The sequence below is a fragment of the Brevundimonas sp. FV2ps16 genome, assembly GCF_058681075.1.
Map to the genome: position 1 here is coordinate 127,423 of NZ_CM178728.1, position 18,772 is coordinate 146,194.

Consider the following 18,772-nt stretch of genomic DNA (forward strand, 5'->3'; position numbering starts at 1 on the left):
TCAATAAGAAGAAGAGCTGGCGATGCCCAAGCGCACAGACATTAAGTCCATCCTCATCATCGGCGCCGGCCCGATCGTCATCGGCCAGGCGTGCGAGTTCGACTATTCCGGCGTTCAGGCGTGCAAGGCGCTGAAGGCCGAGGGGTACCGGGTCATCCTGGTCAACTCGAACCCCGCCACCATCATGACGGACCCCGAGGTGGCCGACGCCACCTATATCGAGCCGATCACGCCCGAGATGGTCGAGAAGATCATCGCCAAGGAACGCCCCGACGCGCTTCTGCCCACCATGGGCGGCCAGACGGCGCTGAACACCGCCCTGGCCCTGGACGCCTCGGGCGCGCTGAAGAAATACGGCGTCGAGATGATCGGCGCGAAAGCCGAGGTGATCGACAAGGCCGAGGATCGCCAGAAATTCCGCGACGCCATGGACAAGCTGGGCCTTGAGAGCCCCCGCTCCAAGGCCGCCCATTCGATGGAAGAGGCGCTGGAGGGGCTTGAGTTCGTCGGCCTGCCCGCCGTGATCCGTCCGTCCTTCACCCTGGCCGGCACCGGCGGCGGCATCGCCTTCAATCGCGAAGAGTTCGAGGAGATCGTCCTGCGCGGCCTCGACCTGTCGCCGACCACCGAGGTGCTGATCGAGGAATCGGTGCTGGGCTGGAAGGAATACGAGATGGAGGTCGTCCGCGACAAGGCGGACAACTGCATCATCATCTGCTCGATCGAGAACATCGACCCGATGGGCGTCCACACCGGCGACTCCATCACCGTCGCCCCTGCGCTTACGCTGACCGACAAGGAATATCAGCGGATGCGGACTGGCTCGATCAACGTCCTGCGCGAGATCGGCGTCGAGACGGGCGGATCGAACGTCCAGTGGGCCATCAATCCGGCCGACGGCCGGATGGTGGTGATCGAGATGAACCCGCGCGTGTCGCGTTCGTCCGCCCTGGCGTCCAAGGCCACCGGCTTCCCCATCGCCAAGGTCGCCGCGCGTCTGGCCGTCGGCTACACCCTTGACGAACTGACCAACGACATCACCCAGGTCACGCCGGCCTCGTTCGAGCCGAGCATCGACTATGTCGTCACCAAGATCCCGCGCTTCGCCTTCGAGAAATACCCCGGTTCGGAGCCCCTGCTGGGCACCTCGATGAAGTCGGTGGGCGAGGTCATGGCCATCGGCCGCACCTTCCAGGAATCGATGCAGAAGGCCCTTCGCGGGCTTGAGACCGGCCTGTCCGGCTTCGACGAGATCGAGATCGAAGGCGTCGCCGACGTCGAGGACGCCGGCGCCGCCCGCGCCGCCGTGGTCCGCGCCCTGGGCGTCCCCACCCCCGACCGGATCCGCGTCATCGCCCAGGCCTTCCGCCACGGCCTGACGGTGGAAGAGGTCAACGCCGCCTGTTCCTACGAGCCCTGGTTCCTGCGCCAGATCGCCGACATCGTGCGCGAGGAAGGCCACGTCCGCATCAAGGGCCTGCCGACCGACCCGACCGAGTTCCGCCGCCTGAAGGCCAAGGGCTTCGCCGACGCCCGCCTGGCCCATCTTGTCGGGTCCACGGAAAAGGCCGTGCGCCTGGCCCGTCGCGGCCTGAACGTCCGCCCGGTGTTCAAGCGGATCGACACCTGCGCCGCCGAGTTCGCCTCGGCCACCGCCTATATGTATTCGACCTATGAGACCGGCGCCCTGGGCCAGATCCCCGAGTGCGAGTCCGAGCCGACGAACAAGAAGAAGGCCATCATCCTGGGCGGCGGTCCGAACCGGATCGGCCAGGGGATCGAGTTCGACTACTGCTGCTGCCACGCGGCCTTCGCCTTCGACGACATCGGCGTCGAGTCGATCATGGTCAACTGCAACCCCGAGACCGTCTCGACCGACTACGACACCTCCGACCGCCTGTATTTCGAGCCCCTGACGGCCGAGGACGTGCTGGAGCTGATCGAGGTCGAGCGCTCGAACGGCGACCTCATCGGCTGCGTCGTCCAGTTCGGCGGCCAGACCCCGCTGAAGCTGGCTCACGCCCTGCAAGAGGACAACATCCCCGTCCTGGGCACCAGCGTCGACTCCATCGACCTGGCCGAGGACCGCGAGCGCTTCCAGCAGATGCTGGAGGCCATCGGCCTGAAACAGCCGCCCAACGGCCTGGCCCGCAGCGCCGAAGAGGCCGCGCAGAAGGCGGAAGAGGTCGGCTATCCCGTCGTCCTGCGCCCCTCCTACGTCCTGGGCGGCCGCGGCATGATGATCGTCCACGACCGCGAGCAGCTGGACCGTTACGTCCACGAGGCCATGCGCGTCTCAGGCTCCGACCCCGTCCTGATCGACCACTATCTGAACCGCGCCACCGAGGTGGACGTGGACGCCCTGTGCGACGACGAGACGGTCTTCGTCGCCGGCGTGCTGGAGCATATCGAGGAAGCCGGCGTCCACTCGGGCGACAGCGCCTGCTCCATGCCGCCCTGGTCCCTGTCGGCCGAGACGGTGGCCGAGCTGAAGCGCCAGACCACCGAAATGGCCAAGGCCCTGAAGGTCCGCGGCCTGATGAACGTCCAGTTCGCGATTGAAGAGCCGCACAGCGAGAACCCGCGCATCTTCGTGCTGGAGGTCAACCCGCGCGCGTCCCGCACCGCCCCCTTCGTGGCCAAGACCATCGGCCAGCCGATCGCCTCGATCGCCGCCAAGGTCATGGCCGGCGTGCCGCTGAAATCCTTCGGCCTGACCGACAAGCCCTATGACCATATCGCGGTCAAGGAAGCGGTCTTCCCCTTCGCCCGCTTCGCCGGGGTCGACACCATCCTGGGCCCGGAAATGCGCTCGACCGGCGAGGTCATGGGCCTGGACTGGAAGCGTGAGGGCGAGGCCGACATGGCCCCCGCCTTCGCCCGCGCCTTCGCCAAGTCCCAGATCGGCGGCGGCACCACCCTGCCCACGGCCGGATGCGCCTTCGTCTCGGTCAAGGAAGACGACAAGCCCTTCATCGTCGATGCGGTGAAGACCCTGCTGTCCGAGGGCTTCTCCATCATCGCCACCAGCGGCACCCGCGACTATCTGGCGACCCAGGGCATCGAGGTCGGCCTGGTCAAGAAGGTGCTGGAAGGCCGCCCGCACATCGTGGACGCCATGAAGAACGGCGAGGTCCACCTGGTCTTCAACACCACCTCGGGCAAACAGTCGCTTCAGGACAGCTTCAGCCTGCGCCGCACCGCCCTGATGATGAAGATCCCCTACTACACCACCACCGCCGGCGCCCTGGCGGCCGCCCAGGCCATCGGCGCCATCAAGGCCGGCGACCTGGATGTGAGGCCGATCCAGGACTACGGCTGAACGACGAACGGCGATTCATGAGAAAAGCTTAACTGGACGCCGCACACGGCGTCGTGGTCCCCTTCGTCGGCGACGAGGGGGACTTCTACATGGTTGAGCCGCGCAAGGTTGGACCGGGCTTTTACGTCCTCCTGCTGTTGATCGCGGTCGCGACCTTCGTCCTTCACGAAGGGGCGCACTGGTTAGCCGGTGTCGCTCTGGGGCACGAGATGACGGTCACCCTGAACAGCAGCGCCCCCGTCGGCGCCGTACCCCACGACCATGACCTGTTGATCGCGGCCGCCGGGCCCTTGGTCACCCTGGCCGGAGGCCTGATCGCCTTCGCCCTGGTCCTGACCCGCGACAGCCTGGCCGCCTATGGCGTCCTGTTCTTCGCCCTGTTCATGCGGCTGATGGCGGCGGTGATCAGCCTGATCAACCCGAACGACGAGGCCCGGATCAGTCTGGCCATGGGACTGGGCCTCTACGTCCTGCCCCTGATCATGGTCGGCGCGCTGTTGGTGCTGACGATCGTCGCCAGTCGGCGTCTGCGTCTGGGTTGGAAGACCAACCTGATGACCTATCTGGTCTCCACCCTCGCCGTCACCGCCATCGTCGCGGCTGACCAGTTCATCTTCGCGCCCGGCTGACGCCCTCTTGTCTCGCCGCGATCCCGGTCTAAGGTCGCGAACGGGGTCGGGGGATCGGACATGAAACGCGCGATATTGACCACGGCGGCGATGGCTCTGGCTCTGGCGGCCGGGACGCACGTCGTGGCGCAGGACGCCGGTCTGAAGGCGGCGGTGAAGGCGGATTATGACGCCAATCTCGCGACCCTGTTCGACTGGTTCCACCGCAATCCCGAACTGTCGGGGCAGGAGGTCCAGACCTCGGCGCGGCTGGCGCGCGAGCTGACGGCCCTGGGCTATCAGGTCACGACCGGCGTCGGCGGCACAGGCGTGGTCGCGGTGCTGAAGAACGGCGACGGCCCCACCGTCATGATCCGCGCCGACATGGACGGCCTGCCGCTGCAGGAACGCTCGGGCCTGGCCAACGCCTCGACGGCGCGGCAGCTGGACGCCGACGGGGTCGAAAAGCCGGTCATGCACGCCTGCGGCCATGATGTGCACATCACCGCCCTGGTCGGCACGGCGCGTCAGATGGCGGCGCGCAAGGCCAACTGGTCCGGCACCCTGGTCCTGATTGGCCAGCCGGCGGAGGAGCGGATCTTCGGCGCCCGGGCCATGATGAAGGACGGCCTCTACACCCGCTTCCCCAAGCCGGACTACGCCCTGGCCTTCCACGTCTCGGCCGACACCCCGACCGGCAAGATCGAGGCCCCGCTGGACATCACCTCGTCCAGTTCGGACAGCGTCGATATCGCGGTGCGCGGGGTGGGCACGCACGGCGCCTATCCGCACCTGGGGGTCGATCCGGTCTTGGTGGCCTCCCAGATCGTGGTCTCGCTCCAGACCCTGCGCAGCCGCGAGGTCAGTCCGCTGGAGGGGGCGGTGGTCACCGTCGGATCGATCCACGGGGGGATCAAGCACAACATCATTCCCGAACAGGTCGATCTGCAACTGACCGTCCGCGCCGACAGCCCCGAGGTTCGCACGACCCTGCTGGACGGGATCGACCGGGTGGCCCGCAACACGGCCCTGGCCCTGAACGTGCCCGAGGACCGTCTGCCCGTCGTGACCCGTTCCGCCACCGAGACCACGCCGGCGACCATCAATGACCGCGAGACCGCCCAGCGGGTGCGCGACATCTTCGCCTCGACCTTCGGCTCCGACGTGCTGCGCGACACCCCGCGCGGCGGCATGGGGGCCGAGGACTTCGCCTATTTCGTTCAGCCCGAGACGGGGGTGAAGGGCGTCTATTTCAGCGTCGGCGGCACGCCGGAGGCCGAGCTTGAGCAGGCCGCCGGCCACCATTCGCCCCTGTTCAAGATCACGCCGGAACCGGCCGTCACCCTGGGCGTCGAGGCCTCGGTCGCGGCGGCCGAGGGCCTGATGCCCCGCACGAACTAGAGGTCAATTAGGCGGCTTCGGCCGCCGCTTCTTCCCCGTCCTCGCCCGCCACGATCCGCGTCGCCGCCAGGTCGCCGGTGACATTGCCGACGGTGCGGAAGATGTCGGGGATGACTTCGACCGCCAGCAGCAGGGGCAGCACCCCCAGCGGCAGGCCCATGGCCAGACAGATGGGGCCGACGCTGGCGAAGAAGCTGACCTGACCCGGCAGGCCGACCGAGGCGATGGAGACGGCGACAGCCGTCAGCCCGCCGGCGATCAGGGCGGCCAGGCTCAGCTCCACCCCGTTCAGCTGGGCGACGTACAGACAGACCGCCAGATTGGCGACCGGGCTAGTGATGCGGAACACCGCCACCGCCAGCGGCAGGACCAGACCCGCCGAGGTCTGGGGCACGCCCAGCCAGTCGCGCGCCCGTTCGATCATCACCGGCAGGCTGGCCAGCGACGACTGGGTCGAGACCGCCACCACCTGGGCCGGGGCCACGGCGCGCGCGAACCGGCCCAGCGAGATCCGCCCCCAGACCGTCGCCACCACATAGATGATCAGGATCAGGCCGATCTGGCTCAGGCAGACGATGGCGACATAATGGGCCAGGGTGCCCGCCACGCCCAGGCCGGCCCGCAAGCCCACGCCCAGGGCCAGGGCGAACACCCCGAACGGCGCGGCCAGCAGCACCCAGTGGACGATCACCACCAGGGTCTCGGCCACCGCCTCGAAGAAGCCCGCCAGGGGCCGGCGCAGCTCGGCCTTGATCCGGGTCGCGGCGAAGCCGAAGGCCAGGGCGAAGACCACCACCGCCAGCACCCCGTCGTCCGCCGCCGCCTTGATCAGATTGGCCGGCGCCAGGCTGGCCAGGAAGGCGCGCAGCCCGTCCGTCCGCGCCGCCTCGCCCACCGTCGCCAGCGAGTCCGCCGGAACTCCGGCCAGCAGGGCCCGCCCCGCCTCCGGATCAATGGGCCACAGCGCCAGCAGCCCCAGGCCCGCCAGGATCGCATAGACCGTCGCCCCGACCAGCAGCAGGCCGAACACCGTCAACGACCGCACCGCTATCCGCCCCGTCGCCGCCGCGTCGGCGATGGAGACGATGCCCGTCACCAGCAGGCTGAACACCAGGGGGATGACCGTCATCCGCAGCGCGTTCAACCATACCTGCCCCAGGCTCTCGACTACGCCCAGCGCGCCGGTCAACCATGGGGCGTCGGCTTCCTGGGCCAGGGCGCCGACGACGACCCCGGCGGCCAGGGCCGCAATGACAAAAAAGCTCAGGGAGGTGAAGAAGGCGGCGACGCGAGATCTTTTCATGACGCACGGCTAGCACCGCTTTCACCGTCGCGCCCGTCGAAATTCGCGGTTGCGCCTCCAGTTCATGTCGTCGCAGGCCGAAACGCGACGTCCGCCGGCGCGTTGAGCCGGGGAAGGAGCCCTCCATGTCCCGTCTGCACAAACTCGTCCCGCTGCTCGGCGGCCTGCTTTTGTCCCGAGGCGGTCGCCGCGTCGCCGGGCGACACGCCGGCAAGCTGGCGCTCGCCACCCTGGCCTATGAGGTCTGGCGCAACCGCCGCGAAGGCGCCGCCCCCAAGCCGCGCCCCGAACCCCGCACCCGCTGGAGCGGCCGCACCCCGCGATAGGTCTGGACTTCCCCGACGGCGGCGCGGAATAGTCGGCCCCGTTCGAACGGAGCCGACCCATGATCAAAGTCCACCATCTGAACGACAGCCGCTCCCAGCGGGTGCTTTGGCTGCTGGAGGAACTGGGCCTCGACTATGAGGTGATCCGCTACGAGCGGGATCCCAATAGCCGCCTGGCGCCCACCGCCCTGCTGGCGATCCACCCGCTGGGCAAGTCGCCCGTGATCGAGGACGGCGCCGTCAAGGTCGCCGAGACCGGGGCCGTCGTCGACTATCTGCTGGAAACCTATGGCGCCGGCCGGCTTCGCCCCGCCGCTGGAACCGAGGATGGGCGGCGCTTCACCTACTGGCTCCACTATGCCGAGGGCTCGGCCATGCCGCCCCTGCTGCTGAAGCTGGTCTTCTCCGTGCTGCCGCAGCGCGCGCCGGGCCTGCTGAAGCCCCTGGTCAAGGGCGTCGCCGCCAAGGCCCTGACCGGTTTCGTCGATCCGCAGCTGCGCACCCACGTCGGCTTCTGGGAGGACGAACTGGGGCGTTCCGAATGGTTCGCCGGCGACCAGTTCACCGCAGCGGACATCATGATGAGCTTCCCGGTCGAGGCCGGCGCCGACCGCGCCTTCGACCCGGCGACCAAGCCGAGGCTGAAGGCCTTCCTCGAGAAAATCCACGCCCGCCCCGCCTATGTCCGCGCGCTGGAACGGGGCGGCGCCTACAGCTACGCCTGACGCGACAAGACAAGGGGGACGCAACCCGCCGGGTCCAGCGGCGTTAATCCCCCATGAAATTCAGAACCATCCAGATTGTAGCAGGCCTGACGGCGGCGGTGGCCTTCGTTCTGGCCTTCATGGCCGCCGGCGCCGCCCTCGTGTCCGGCCTTTTCATGCTGCTGGGCCTCGCGGCCATCGGCTGGCTGGCCTACAGTCTGATCAAGGGCATGACACGTCGCAATTCCAAGGCCGAACCGCCCGCCCGAGCCTGATTTCCGCCATCGACGCGGGGCAGGCCTTGAATTTACGAGTGCGAAACCCTAGTATTGATGCCCGGCCGCGCCCGCCCCGCGGCCTTTTGTGTGCCTATTTCGCGTCTTTCCAGTCTCCGGGCGAACCAGAAAAATCACGACACCAATGGAAAAAGTGCCGATGACGGGCGAGGGCTATCGCGTCCTCGACGATCAACTGAAGCAATTGAAGTCGGTCGAAAGGCCGAGCGTCATCGCGGCCATCTCTGAGGCCCGCGAACACGGCGACCTGTCTGAAAACGCCGAATACCATGCCGCCAAGGAGCGTCAGGGCTGGATCGAAGGCCAGATCGCCGAGATCGAGGACAAGATCAGCCGCGCCCAGGTCATCGACGTGTCGAAACTGTCGGGCAGCCAGGTCAAGTTCGGCGCGACGGTCACCGTGGTCGACGAGGACACCGAGGACGAGGCCCGCTACCAGATCGTCGGCGAACACGAGGCCGACGTGAAGAAGGGCAAGGTCTCCATCGCCTCGCCCATCGCCCGCGCCCTGATCTCCAAGGAGGTCGGCGACGTCGTCGAGGTCAACACCCCCGGCGGTGTGAAGGCCTACGAGATCCTCAAGGTCGAGTGGAAATAAGCCCGATGGCGGGGACCGCATCCGCGCGTCCCCTCTCCATCTGGGTCGTCTCCGACGGTCGCGCCGGGATCGAGAACCAGGCCTTGGGCCTCGCCGAAGCGGTTCAACGCCTGACGCCGGCCCAGATCGCCGTCAAACACATCCGCTGGCGTCCGCTGTTCGACCGCCTGCCGTCGGCCTTCAAGACGCCGGCCATGCTGGCGCCGACGTCCGACACCCTGAGCGCCCCCTGGCCCAATCTGTGGATCGCCACCGGCCGCGCCACCCTGCCGCTCTCGACCCGCGTCAAGGCCTGGAGCCAGTGCCGCACCTTCGTGGTCCAGACCCAGGACCCGCGCTGGTCGAACGCCAGCTACGACATGATCGTCGCCCCCGCACACGACGGCCTGTCGGGCGACAATGTCTTCGAGATCACCGGCTCGCCCCACCGCATCACGCCCGACCGGATCGCCGAGGCCGCGCCGGCCTTCGCCGACCGGATCGCCCCCCTGCCCCATCCGCGCGTCGCCGTTCTGGTGGGCGGTAGATCCAAGGCCTTCGACCTGACCGAGGCCCATGCGGCGGACCTGGCCGACCAGATCGCCGACGCCGTTCGCGCAGCAGGCGGTTCGCTGATGCTGACCTTCTCGCGCCGCACGCCGCAGGCGGCCAAGGCCGTGATGACCGCCCGCCTGTCCGATCTGCCCGGCTGGATCTGGGACGGAACCGGCGACAACCCCCTGTTCGGCTTCCTGCATTTCGCCGACCACATCCTGGTCACCGAGGACAGCGCCAACATGGCCGGTGAGGCCGCATCCACAGGCAAGCCTGTCCACATCCTGTCCATGATCGCGCTCAAGTCCGGTGACAAGTTTGCTCGGCTGCACGACGACCTGGCCGAACGCGGCGCCACCCGTCCCTTCGATGGAACGCTGGAAAGCTGGACCTACGCGCCTCTCGCCGAAACCGAGCGGGCGGCGCGGGCGGCGCTTGAGGCGATGGGGACGCGATAAAATCTTTCGTCATCCTCCGGGCCGCGCAGCGGAACCGGGGGACCCAGCGGCGCGCGTGAGCGCGAACCTGTCGCGGATTGGATGCTCAGCGGCGTTCGGCGGACGCATCGCCTTCGGCGCCGCTGGGTCCCCCGGTCTGCGCCGCAAAGCTGCGGCTTGCCGGAGGATGACGAAAGGAGGGGTTCAGTCGCCGCCCCCACCTCCGCCGTCTCCGCCGCCGTCAGAGCCCCCGTCGGAGTCCCCGTGCTTGGCGCCGTGATGATGCGTGCCCCCGTCCGGGATCACCGTCCCGCCGCCGTCCGAACCGTCGCCCTTCTTTGACTTGGCTTTCGCGCTAGAGGCCACGCCCAGGCCGGCCCCGATGGCGACCCCGACCCCGATCCCCAGGGCCAGATTGCCCAGGGCCAAGCCCAAAGCCACCCCGATCGCAATCCCCACGCCTATGCCCACCGGCAAGAAAGCCGCCTTCTTGTCGTTCATCCCCGTTCCTCCCTACGCTTCAGGCGAGACTAACATCGCGCAAACGGGAATCAGCCCCTAAATAGGGGCCATGACCCAAGCTCGTACCGTACGCGTCGCCATCATCGGTTCCGGCCCCGCCGGCTGGACCGCAGCTATCTACGCCGCCCGCGCCTCGCTGAACCCCGTCGTCATCGCCGGCATCCAGCCCGGCGGCCAGCTAACCATCACCACCGATGTCGAGAATTATCCCGGCTTCGCCGAGACCATCCAGGGTCCGTGGCTGATGGAGCAGATGCAGGCCCAGGCCCTGCACGTCGGGACTGAGGTCATCCACGACATCGTCGTCTCCGCCGACCTGTCGCAACGCCCGTTCCGCCTGAAGCTGGACGGCGGCGACGAGATCCTGGCCGAGACCGTCATCATCTCCACCGGCGCCCAGGCCAAATGGCTGGGCCTGGAGTCAGAGGCCGCCTACCAGGGCTTCGGCGTCTCCGCCTGCGCCACCTGCGACGGCTTCTTCTATCGCGGCAAAAACGTCGTGGTCGTCGGCGGCGGCAATACCGCCGTGGAAGAGGCGCTGTTCCTGACCAATTTCGCCGCCAAGGTCACGGTCGTCCACCGCCGCGACGAGTTCCGCGCCGAGAAGATCCTCCAGGACCGCCTGTTCGCCCATCCCAAGGTCGAGGTGATCTGGAACTCGGCGATCGAGGAAATCGTCGGCGTCGTCGACGGCATGGCCAAGAACGTCACCGGCGTCCGGCTGAAGAACGTTGAGGACGGCTCGACCCAGGAAATCGCGGCCGACGGCGTCTTCATCGCCATCGGTCACGCCCCGTCGTCGGAACTGTTCAAGGGTCAGCTCGAAACCAACTCGGGCGGCTATCTGCGGGTCAAGCCGGGCACGGCCCAGACCGCGATCGAGGGCGTATGGGCCGCCGGCGACGTCACCGACGACGTCTATCGTCAGGCCGTCACGGCGGCGGGAATGGGCTGTATGGCCGCGCTAGAAGCCAGCCGCTTCCTCGCCAAGGAAGACCACGCCAAGGCCAACCACCCGATCAGCCATAAGGAAGCCGAGAAGATCGGGGCCTGGTGACAGGCCCCTAGCCCTTCGTCAGGCGAACAACTGCAGGCCCGGCGGCGCGTATTGCACCGGCTCGCCCTGACGGCGTCGCAGGGCGTAGTCGATGGCCGTCTGGACGGCGCGTTCGTCGGTCGGCTTGGACAGGACGCCGATGGTCCCCGCCACCCCTTCGCGCACCATGCCGGGGTTGGCGGTCATGAACAGGACGGTCACGCCCATCTCCTGCCCCAGCTCCCGCCCCAGGCCGATACCTGTGGGGCCGTCCGAAAGATGGATATCGACGAGCGCCAGATCGACGTCGGTTTCGCGCGCCATGTCACGCGCCGACTTCGCCGTCGCCGCGACCCCGACCACTTGGTGGCCCAGGTCTTCCAGCACGAAGCGCAGTTCCATCGCCACGAGGGCTTCGTCTTCGATGATGAGGATACGCGCAGTCATATCAGTCTGAACTTGTGTTCGGGAGCCGACAAAACGCAGACTAGTCCGAAGGGTTTCAAGCGAGGCTTAATCAAATCGCCTTTTCCGCCGCGCGCCGTCGGGAAAGCGCGGTGGATGGCAAATCCACCACAATCTTGAGGCCCTCAGGCCGCCATTCGCTTACCAACCGTCCCCCCAGCTGGCCTTCGACCGAAAGCAAGGCCAGCGAAGATCCAAAGCCTGTCTGTTTAGGCGGCCCGCCCACGGCCGGTCCCCCGGTCTCGGTCCAGGCCAGCACGAACCGGCCGTCCTCCCCCCGCGTCGTCAGCTCGACCCGGCCTTGATCATTGGACAGCGCGCCGTATTTGGCCGCATTGGTCGCCAGCTCATGGAACAGCAGGGCGACCGAGGTGGCGGCCTGGTCGTCGAACACCGCATCATCCCCGGATATGACCACCCGCGCCGCCCCCGCATCGTCCGCATAGGCGCCGAACAGGTCCGACAGGAAGGCATGCAAGGTCGTCGGCCCCACCGTCGGCTTCGACGTCTCGGTGTGCGGCCGCACGAACTCATGGGCGCGCGCCAGAGCCGCAATCCGCGTTCGCAGCGAGGCCGCGAAGGCCTTCGCCTCGGGATATTGCCGCGCCGACAGCGCCACCAGGGCCGTGATCACCGCGAAGATGTTCTTGATCCGGTGGCTCAGTTCCTGGCTGATCAGCTCCCGGCCCTGCTCCAGCCGCTTCAGTTCGTCGATATCGGTGCAGGTCCCGAACCACCGCGTAATCTCGCCCTCGTCGTTCAACACCGCCACCGCCCGGCCCAGCGTCCACCGATAGACGCCCGAATGATGTTTCAGCCGGTATTCGATCTCATAAGGCTCCCCCGTCTCCAGGGACCGGCTCCAGCGCTCCCACGCCCGGGCCTGATCATCGGGATGGAACATGTCGTTCCAGCCCTCTCCGTCGGTCGAACCCGCCGGCACGCCGGTGAACTCGTACCAGCGCGCGTTATAGTAGTCGTGAAACCCGTCCGGCCGCGTCGACCACACCATCTGCGGCATGGCGTCAGTTAGAACGCGGAATTGGGCTTCCATTTCGTTACGCAGACGCAGCGCCCGGCGCAGTTCCATGTGCGACATGACCTGACGGGCCATGGTCTCCAGCGCCATGGTCTGCAGCTCGTTGAGGCCTTCCGGCCGGGGCTTGGTGTCCAGCACGCACAAGGTGCCCAAGGGCAGGCCTTCCGGGGTCTTGAGAAGCCGTCCGGCATAGAAGCGCAGACCCGGCTCGCCGGTCACCAGCGGATTGTCGATGAAACGCGGATCCTCCGCCGCATCCGGCACCACCATGCCGTCTTCCTGCAGCAGGGCGTGGGCGCAGAAGGAGGTGGCCAGGGGCGTCTCGCGCACGCCCAGTCCGGTCTCGGCCTTGAACCACTGCCGGTCGGCGTCGATCAGATTGACGACCGCGATGGGGGTTTCGCAGATGCGGGCGACCAGGGCGACCACGTCATCGAACGCCGCCTCCCTCTCGGTATCCAGAACACCATAGTCCCGAAGGATCGCCAGACGTTCGGACTCGTCCCACCCAGGACTGTCTCTATCGGGCACGGTCAATCAGGCGTCCTCGTTCGGTGTCGGTCAAGCCGGCCCTCAATGCTTCAACCCGGCGAAGCGTTGCATTGCCTCCCGGCGCCCAAGTCAATTCGCGGGTCGCCCCACTTCCTCCACCGGCATCCTCGTCACCCCTTCGGGCGCCACGACGACATTGGGCGCAGAGGGCGCCGCGCGTTCGAGCGCCTGAAGCCGGGCGTTGATCGCGGCCACCTCGTCATGGGTCGGCAGGCGACGGCCGCCCAGGCTGACCACGCCGACGACCCGCTGTTGTCCATCGATCTCGACGGTCTTCATCGGCGTCGCGGCGGCTTCGGGCGGCGGCGCATCCGGATCCGCTCCGCCGGTCGCCTGACCGGGTTGAACGCCGGGGCGCGGGCGCGAGAACCGCGCCTCGTCGATCAACGGCTCATGCCCCCTATAGGCGGTGCGGAAGGCGGCGGTTTCGCCATAGACGCCCTTCCAGCGATAGAAGATGTGCACCCCGATCTGGTTCACCTTGGCCACCGACGGCGCCCACCAGGGATCGACATAGTCGGCGTGATAGTGCGTAGCGGTTCCCACCTGCTGGGCCACTTCGCCGTTCAGCGCCTTCTCCGCCGCCTTGCGCGCCCGCTCCCAGGCCCAGGCGACCGGCGCCTGGGACAGCGACCCGTCGCAGGTGAAGCTGAACTGACAGCCGGTGATCCGCTCGGCGCCCTCGAACACTACGCCGCACACCGTCTTGGCGTAGTTGGGATCGCGCACCCGGTTCAGCACCACCTGGGCCACCGCAGCCTGACCGGCGTCCGGCTCAAGCGCCGCCTCGAAATAGACCGCCTGGGTCAGGCAACGCAGCGCGCGCCGGCGATCTTCAGCGCTGCCCTTGAACACGAAGGGTCGGGCCGGGCGCAGAGCGCCGGTCGCCAACAGAGTATCGTCAGGCTTGTAGACCGCCGGCTGCAAGCCCGGGTCGTGGCGTTGCGCCAGCGCCAATTGAGACGGCGTCAACCGCCCCTTGACCGCATCCAGACCCGCCGCGCTCAGATCCCCGCCCGTCACCCGCGCCACCGCCTCGGCCGTGCGATCCACGTCGGGCCGGACGGTCGATCCCGCCGCCATGGCGACGCCCAATACGGCGCCGGCGGCCGGCAGGGCCGCCGCCGAGCGCTTCAGCGCCGTCCAGACCGTCTTCCAATGCGTCAGTGTCATTCATGTCCACAAAAGACGAGGCTCCAAAAACGGAGCCTCGCTTCAAGACGATCATGGCCCGACTTCGGGGCCGTTTTCAGGCGCCAGAACGACCGACGTTATCGCCCGCCCAGCGTCGAGCGTAGCATCCAGGCGAATTTCTCATGCGCGCCCAGTCTCTGGGTCAGCAGATCGACGGTCACGTCATCGCCGTCGCCGTCCGCCACATCCAGGGCCGCGCGCATGGTGGCGATCAGGGTCTCGTGGTCCCGCATCAGCTCGCGCAGCATCTCGGGCGCGTCCTTCTCCGGATCGCCGTCGCGAATGCTCGTCAGATTGGCGAAGGTGCCATAGCCCTGCGGGGCGAACTCGCCCAGGGCCCGGATGCGCTCGGCGATGGTGTCCAGCGCCTCCCACTGGTCGCGATACTGCTGCTCCAGCAGATTGTGCAGGGCGAAGAACTCCGGCCCCCGCACGTTCCAGTGATAGCCGTGGGTCTTCAGATAGACCGCATAGGCGTCGGCCAGCACCCGCGTCAGCTGCTCGGCGACATCGCCACGCTCGGTCTGGGACAGTCCGGTGTCGATCGTTGCGGTCATATTCGCTCCATCCGTTGATTGGTCTTTACGTCGGACAGGCGCTGTCCGAGCATGACGCTAAGGAACGCGAATCACGAGCAAGCGTTGCATCAACAAGCGCTGCACAAGATCGGCGCGATAAGGGCGGAGCGGCATGAACGCAAATGCGTTCTTCACGCGATTTCTGGATGCTGATCGCAGCCTTCTGGCGCTTGCACGTCTAAAGCGCGGCTCTGTCGGAACTCGTATCCTGATCGGCGTGATCGGCGCCGGGGCCGCACTGGCGATGCGCGCGGCGGGGGCGGCCTTCTACGGCGAAATCACCGGCTTCATGATCCTCTTGCCGGGTGTGATACTCGCCGCTCTTGCAGGAGGTCGGCTGTCGGGCGCCACAGCCGTCTTCGTCGCCCTAATCGGCGGCTGGGGCGTGGTGGCGCTCAGCAGCGGATCCAGCGCCGGCATGCAGCCAGGCCTCAGCCTTGTCGCGACGGTGAACTTCATTGTCGTCGGCTTGTTCTGCACCTGGCTGGGCGCGTCGCTGCGCCGAACCTTAGCCCGGCTCGATGCGGTGGTCTCGGCCTTGTCCCTGTCCAACGCCCGCGTAGACGAGACCGAAGACCGGCTTCACATCATCAGCGAACTGGCCCCGGTCATGCTGTGGATGACAGACGCCAATGGCGACGTCATCCACCTGAACAGCGACCAGCGCCTGTTCTGGGGCGAGCGGGCGGACCTGCGCGCGTTCGACGCCGAAGCCATTCTGCACCCTGACGACCGCGACCGGGTCCTGGCCGTTTCCCAACAGGCCAACGACGCTCGCACCGGCTATGTCGTGGAGGGTCGCCATCGTCGCCAGGACGGCGAATGGCGCGTGCTGCGTACCGAGGCTCGCCCCCGTCTGAACGCCGCCGGCGACTTCATGGGCATGATCGGCGTCAACATCGACGTCACCGACGCCCGCGCCGCAGAAGCCGCCCTGCGCGACAGCGAGACCCGGTTCCGTCTTCTGGCCGACACGGCGCCGGTCCTGATCTGGGTCACGGATCAGAACCGACAGAGGTCGTTCGTCAATCAAGCCTACGTCGCCTATTTCGGCGCCGACTATGAGACGGCGCGGGCCGCCGACTGGCGCGCCTCCCTTCATCCCGACGATGTGGAACGCATCATCGACGAATCCATCGCGGGCGAAGCCACCGGCGAACCCTTCTCGCTCGAGGCTCGCTATCGCCGATACGACGGCGAATGGCGCTGGCTGAAATCCTTCTCCCGACCCCGCCTGGCCGGAAAGGCGGTGATCGGCTTCGTCGGCGTGGCCTTCGACGTCACCGACATGCGCGAAGCCCAGGCTCGCCTGGCGGAGTCCGAAGTCCGCTTCCGCACGGTCGCCGACAGCGCCCCGGCTCTGATCTGGATGACCGACGACAGCTCCAGGATCGTCTTCGGCAACAGACGCTACCGCCGCTTCTGCGGCATCCGGTCCCAGAAGCAGCTGGCCGACGCCTGGCGCAGGCTGATCCATCCCGACGACGAAATGGTGTTCGAGGCCGCCTTTCTCCGCGCCTTCCAGGCCCGTGACCGGTTCGAGGCGCTCAGCCGCGTCAATCATCCGACGCTCGGCCTGCGCTGGATCCGCACGGAGGGCGTGCCGCGTTTCGATGCGTCCGGCGGCTTCCAGGGCTATGTCGGCGCCAGCCTGGACGTCACGGACGCCAAGCGGGCCGAGGACGACCTCAAACATATCAACGAACTGCTGGAAGTCCGGGTCGCTGAGGCCCTGGAAGAAAAGGCCGCCGCCGAGGCCCACCTGATGCACGCCCAGCGTATGGAGGCCGTGGGCCGCCTGACCGGCGGCGTCGCGCACGACTTCAACAACCTGCTGACGGTCGTCATCGGCGCGCTGGACATCATCCTGCGCTCGAACGATCCGGCCAAGACGAAGAAGCTGGGCGAGGCCGCCCTGGCTGCGGCCAGACGCGGCGAAAGCCTGACCCACCAATTGCTGGCCTTCTCACGCCGTCAGGCGCTGAGGCCAGAACCTCTGGACCTGAACGGGCTGATCCGCGAGGGCGAGCCCCTGCTGCGCCGCGCTGTGGGCGAGGCCGTGGATTTCAAGGTCAAGCTGAAGCGCGGCGGCGCGCTGGTGAAGGTCGATCCGGCTCAGTTCGAAGCCGCCCTGCTCAACCTGGTCGTCAACGCCCGCGACGCCCTTGGCGATGTCACGGGCGGCAAGGGCGCGCGGATCACGATCCAGACCATGAGCTGCGCTATCGAGGCCGGTCAGGTCGCCGAGTTGGAGCCGGGCGACTATGTCTGTGTGACGGTGTCGGACAATGGATCGGGCATGTCGGCCGAGGTGATCGACCGTGTCTTCGAGCCCTTCTTCACCACCAAGCCGGTCGGCAAGGGCACCGGCCTGGGTCTCAGCCAGGTCTATGGCTTCGCCCGCCAGTCGGGCGGCGGGGTCCACGTCACATCGACGGTCGGACGCGGCTCGGAGGTCCGTCTCTATCTTCCGCCGCTGCGCCCGGAAGATGTCGTCACCCCCGTCGCCACAGGCAGCGCAAGTGAACGGGCTCCCTCCAGAGGCGGTCGGATTTTGCTGGTCGAGGACGACGCCAGCGTCGCCGCTGTGGCCCTGGATCTCCTGGAAAGCTTCGGCCTGGAGGTGCAACTGGCGGAGAGCGGGCCAGACGCGCTCGAGGCGCTGCGCCACGCCCGGTTCGACGTCATGCTGACCGACATCGTCATGCCCGGCGGCATGAGCGGCATCGATCTGGCGCGTCAGGCTGCGCAGGACTGGCCCGAGATGCGTATCGCCCTGACCTCGGGCTATGTCGGCGACGACGTGGACCAGGCCTTGGCCGGCACGCCCTGGCCCTTCCTGCGCAAACCCTATTCGACCGAACAGTTGCGCAGCATCGTCGACGGGCGGGCCGCCCTCCCGGCGGAATAGGTCCGCTTCAGGCGCAGCGGCGCTGCAGGCAAAGAAAAGCACGCCGCGAAACTCGCGACGCGCAAATCTTTCGGTCAGACGGCCAGTGAACTAGCGACGCGCCTTGCGGGCGGCGTAGCGGGCGTCCCGCTTGGCCTTCTGCTCTTCCTTGGTCAGTTGTTTGCGCGCCTTGCGGTCGGCGCGCTTCTCGGCCTCTACGGCTTCCTGGGCCTCCAGATCGGCGGCCATGCGGGCCGCGTCCTTCTCGGCCTTCTCACGGCGCTGTTCGGCCTTGGCCAGCTCGTGCTGCTGGCGCAGGGCTTCCTTCTCGGCGGCGCGCTTTTCGGCGAGGCGTTCGAATTCGGGGTCGGGGGCGGCGGCCTTCGGCTTGAATTTGGCGAGCAGGGCCTTTTTGGCCTCCTGCTGGGCGGTAATGCGGTCGGAAAATCCGGTCTTCAGATCTTTCATGCGAAAGCGTCAGGGTTCCTTGTGAACAGCCAGGGGCGGCTATCGGGGGTCGGGCGGCGACTAGAAACGCACGACCCGAAGCGGGGCGCACAAACCCGATACGGGCGCTAAAAGCAAGGTTTGCAGCGGCGAAATCGGGCCGGCGCGCCATTTGAAGCGCATATCGCGCGCCTCGGGCGCCTTAGTGATGCAGATAGGTCGCGCCCTCGCGATGACAAGGGCGCGCCGTGGCCTAGTTCGGCTTTTGCGCCTGACCGACCGCCGTGCCGGCGGCTCCGCCCACCGCCGCGCCGACCGGTCCGCCGACGACTGCGCCCGCGACGGCGCCGCTGGCCGCCTTCTGTTCTATGGTCGTGCCGCAAGCGGCCAGGACCAAGGCTCCAGCGGTTACAGCCGCCAGGGTGAGGATCTTCGACATGGGCTTCTCTCCAAAGGTGAAGTGTCAACGCTGAACAGACATTCAGGTTCCGTAGCGATCCGAATACGCGACTCGGCCTAA

General features: G+C 67.4%; 18 protein-coding genes. 10 read left to right on the forward strand and 8 right to left on the reverse strand.

Annotated features, from left to right (window positions below):
* Positions 1-22 precede the first annotated feature (22 nt).
* From carB to ACW170_RS00655, 3 genes are read left to right on the forward strand one after another with little or no spacing between them, the layout of a single operon-like run.
* Positions 23-3,322 (forward strand): carbamoyl-phosphate synthase large subunit, encoded by a 3,300-nt coding sequence (carB, locus tag ACW170_RS00645; protein WP_492087782.1) that lies wholly within the window; start codon positions 23-25, stop codon positions 3,320-3,322.
* A 53-nt stretch (positions 3,323-3,375) separates the two neighbouring features.
* Positions 3,376-3,951: a hypothetical protein gene (locus tag ACW170_RS00650; protein WP_492087783.1), complete on the forward strand. Its 576-nt coding sequence runs from the start codon at positions 3,376-3,378 to the stop codon at positions 3,949-3,951.
* A gap of 60 nt (positions 3,952-4,011) precedes the next feature.
* Positions 4,012-5,331 carry an amidohydrolase gene (locus ACW170_RS00655; protein WP_492087784.1) on the forward strand — a complete coding sequence of 440 codons (1,320 nt, stop codon included), beginning with the start codon at positions 4,012-4,014 and terminating at the stop codon, positions 5,329-5,331.
* 7 nt (positions 5,332-5,338) lie between these two features.
* On the opposite strand, the gene ACW170_RS00660 is transcribed toward ACW170_RS00655, so the two are convergent.
* Positions 5,339-6,634, reverse strand: coding sequence for a dicarboxylate/amino acid:cation symporter (locus ACW170_RS00660; RefSeq protein WP_492087785.1), 1,296 nt, complete (start codon positions 6,632-6,634; stop codon positions 5,339-5,341).
* Between the two features lie 125 nt (positions 6,635-6,759).
* On the opposite strand from ACW170_RS00660, the gene ACW170_RS00665 reads away from it, so the two are divergent.
* The 5 genes from ACW170_RS00665 (at position 6,760) to ACW170_RS00685 (ending at position 9,550) form a co-directional block, all read left to right on the forward strand.
* Entirely contained in the window at positions 6,760-6,960 is a 201-nt protein-coding gene (locus ACW170_RS00665; RefSeq protein ID WP_492087786.1) for a cysteine protease, read from the forward strand.
* Positions 6,961-7,019: 59 nt separating this feature from the next.
* Positions 7,020-7,685: a glutathione S-transferase gene (locus ACW170_RS00670; protein WP_492087787.1), complete on the forward strand. Its 666-nt coding sequence runs from the start codon at positions 7,020-7,022 to the stop codon at positions 7,683-7,685.
* A gap of 53 nt (positions 7,686-7,738) precedes the next feature.
* On the forward strand, positions 7,739-7,939 hold the full coding sequence (locus tag ACW170_RS00675; RefSeq protein WP_492087788.1) for a hypothetical protein: 201 nt from the start codon (positions 7,739-7,741) through the stop codon (positions 7,937-7,939).
* Between the two features lie 145 nt (positions 7,940-8,084).
* The gene (greA, locus tag ACW170_RS00680) at positions 8,085-8,558 is read left to right on the forward strand and encodes a transcription elongation factor GreA (RefSeq protein ID WP_271164338.1); all 474 of its coding nucleotides are present in this window, start codon (positions 8,085-8,087) and stop codon (positions 8,556-8,558) included.
* A 5-nt stretch (positions 8,559-8,563) separates the two neighbouring features.
* The gene (locus tag ACW170_RS00685; protein ID WP_492087789.1) at positions 8,564-9,550 is read left to right on the forward strand and encodes a mitochondrial fission ELM1 family protein; all 987 of its coding nucleotides are present in this window, start codon (positions 8,564-8,566) and stop codon (positions 9,548-9,550) included.
* 183 nt (positions 9,551-9,733) lie between these two features.
* Here the strand turns inward: ACW170_RS00685 and ACW170_RS00690 are convergent, their stop codons facing one another.
* Positions 9,734-10,030 (reverse strand): glycine zipper domain-containing protein, encoded by a 297-nt coding sequence (locus tag ACW170_RS00690; protein ID WP_492087790.1) that lies wholly within the window; start codon positions 10,028-10,030, stop codon positions 9,734-9,736.
* Between the two features lie 70 nt (positions 10,031-10,100).
* On the opposite strand from ACW170_RS00690, the gene trxB reads away from it, so the two are divergent.
* Complete coding sequence (gene trxB / locus ACW170_RS00695) at positions 10,101-11,108, forward strand: thioredoxin-disulfide reductase (protein ID WP_492087791.1); 1,008 nt, start codon at positions 10,101-10,103, stop codon at positions 11,106-11,108.
* An 18-nt stretch (positions 11,109-11,126) separates the two neighbouring features.
* Here the strand turns inward: trxB and ACW170_RS00700 are convergent, their stop codons facing one another.
* From ACW170_RS00700 to ACW170_RS00715, 4 genes are all read right to left on the reverse strand, one after another.
* Positions 11,127-11,534 (reverse strand): response regulator, encoded by a 408-nt coding sequence (locus ACW170_RS00700; RefSeq protein WP_492087793.1) that lies wholly within the window; start codon positions 11,532-11,534, stop codon positions 11,127-11,129.
* Between the two features lie 70 nt (positions 11,535-11,604).
* Positions 11,605-13,122, reverse strand: a complete 1,518-nt coding sequence (locus ACW170_RS00705) for a sensor histidine kinase (protein ID WP_492089212.1) — start codon at positions 13,120-13,122, stop codon at positions 11,605-11,607.
* A gap of 90 nt (positions 13,123-13,212) precedes the next feature.
* Positions 13,213-14,316 carry a cell wall hydrolase gene (locus ACW170_RS00710; RefSeq protein ID WP_492087794.1) on the reverse strand — a complete coding sequence of 368 codons (1,104 nt, stop codon included), beginning with the start codon at positions 14,314-14,316 and terminating at the stop codon, positions 13,213-13,215.
* Between the two features lie 98 nt (positions 14,317-14,414).
* Complete coding sequence (locus ACW170_RS00715; protein WP_492087795.1) at positions 14,415-14,894, reverse strand: Dps family protein; 480 nt, start codon at positions 14,892-14,894, stop codon at positions 14,415-14,417.
* A gap of 133 nt (positions 14,895-15,027) precedes the next feature.
* Between ACW170_RS00715 and ACW170_RS00720 the strand changes: the two genes are divergently transcribed.
* Positions 15,028-17,826 carry a hybrid sensor histidine kinase/response regulator gene (locus tag ACW170_RS00720; protein WP_492087796.1) on the forward strand — a complete coding sequence of 933 codons (2,799 nt, stop codon included), beginning with the start codon at positions 15,028-15,030 and terminating at the stop codon, positions 17,824-17,826.
* 90 nt (positions 17,827-17,916) lie between these two features.
* On the opposite strand, the gene ACW170_RS00725 is transcribed toward ACW170_RS00720, so the two are convergent.
* Both ACW170_RS00725 and ACW170_RS00730 read right to left on the reverse strand, forming a co-directional pair.
* Complete coding sequence (locus tag ACW170_RS00725; RefSeq protein ID WP_304936432.1) at positions 17,917-18,273, reverse strand: DUF6481 family protein; 357 nt, start codon at positions 18,271-18,273, stop codon at positions 17,917-17,919.
* A 232-nt stretch (positions 18,274-18,505) separates the two neighbouring features.
* Positions 18,506-18,691 carry a hypothetical protein gene (locus ACW170_RS00730; protein ID WP_492087797.1) on the reverse strand — a complete coding sequence of 62 codons (186 nt, stop codon included), beginning with the start codon at positions 18,689-18,691 and terminating at the stop codon, positions 18,506-18,508.
* Positions 18,692-18,772: the final 81 nt, after the last annotated feature.

Excerpts from the sequence above, each read along its gene's own strand:
- carB (WP_492087782.1), top strand. The coding sequence starts at position 23 with ATGCCCAAGCGCACAGACATTAAGTCCATCCTCATCATCGGCGCCGGC.
- ACW170_RS00655 (WP_492087784.1), top strand. The coding sequence starts at position 4,012 with ATGAAACGCGCGATATTGACCACGGCGGCGATGGCTCTGGCTCTGGCG.
- ACW170_RS00660 (WP_492087785.1), bottom strand. The coding sequence starts at position 6,634 with ATGAAAAGATCTCGCGTCGCCGCCTTCTTCACCTCCCTGAGCTTTTTT.
- ACW170_RS00665 (WP_492087786.1), top strand. The coding sequence starts at position 6,760 with ATGTCCCGTCTGCACAAACTCGTCCCGCTGCTCGGCGGCCTGCTTTTG.
- ACW170_RS00670 (WP_492087787.1), top strand. The coding sequence starts at position 7,020 with ATGATCAAAGTCCACCATCTGAACGACAGCCGCTCCCAGCGGGTGCTT.
- ACW170_RS00675 (WP_492087788.1), top strand. The coding sequence starts at position 7,739 with ATGAAATTCAGAACCATCCAGATTGTAGCAGGCCTGACGGCGGCGGTG.
- greA (WP_271164338.1), top strand. The coding sequence starts at position 8,085 with ATGGAAAAAGTGCCGATGACGGGCGAGGGCTATCGCGTCCTCGACGAT.
- ACW170_RS00685 (WP_492087789.1), top strand. The coding sequence starts at position 8,564 with ATGGCGGGGACCGCATCCGCGCGTCCCCTCTCCATCTGGGTCGTCTCC.
- ACW170_RS00690 (WP_492087790.1), bottom strand. The coding sequence starts at position 10,030 with ATGAACGACAAGAAGGCGGCTTTCTTGCCGGTGGGCATAGGCGTGGGG.
- trxB (WP_492087791.1), top strand. The coding sequence starts at position 10,101 with ATGACCCAAGCTCGTACCGTACGCGTCGCCATCATCGGTTCCGGCCCC.
- ACW170_RS00700 (WP_492087793.1), bottom strand. The coding sequence starts at position 11,534 with ATGACTGCGCGTATCCTCATCATCGAAGACGAAGCCCTCGTGGCGATG.
- ACW170_RS00710 (WP_492087794.1), bottom strand. The coding sequence starts at position 14,316 with ATGACACTGACGCATTGGAAGACGGTCTGGACGGCGCTGAAGCGCTCG.
- ACW170_RS00715 (WP_492087795.1), bottom strand. The coding sequence starts at position 14,894 with ATGACCGCAACGATCGACACCGGACTGTCCCAGACCGAGCGTGGCGAT.
- ACW170_RS00720 (WP_492087796.1), top strand. The coding sequence starts at position 15,028 with ATGAACGCAAATGCGTTCTTCACGCGATTTCTGGATGCTGATCGCAGC.
- ACW170_RS00725 (WP_304936432.1), bottom strand. The coding sequence starts at position 18,273 with ATGAAAGATCTGAAGACCGGATTTTCCGACCGCATTACCGCCCAGCAG.
- ACW170_RS00730 (WP_492087797.1), bottom strand. The coding sequence starts at position 18,691 with ATGTCGAAGATCCTCACCCTGGCGGCTGTAACCGCTGGAGCCTTGGTC.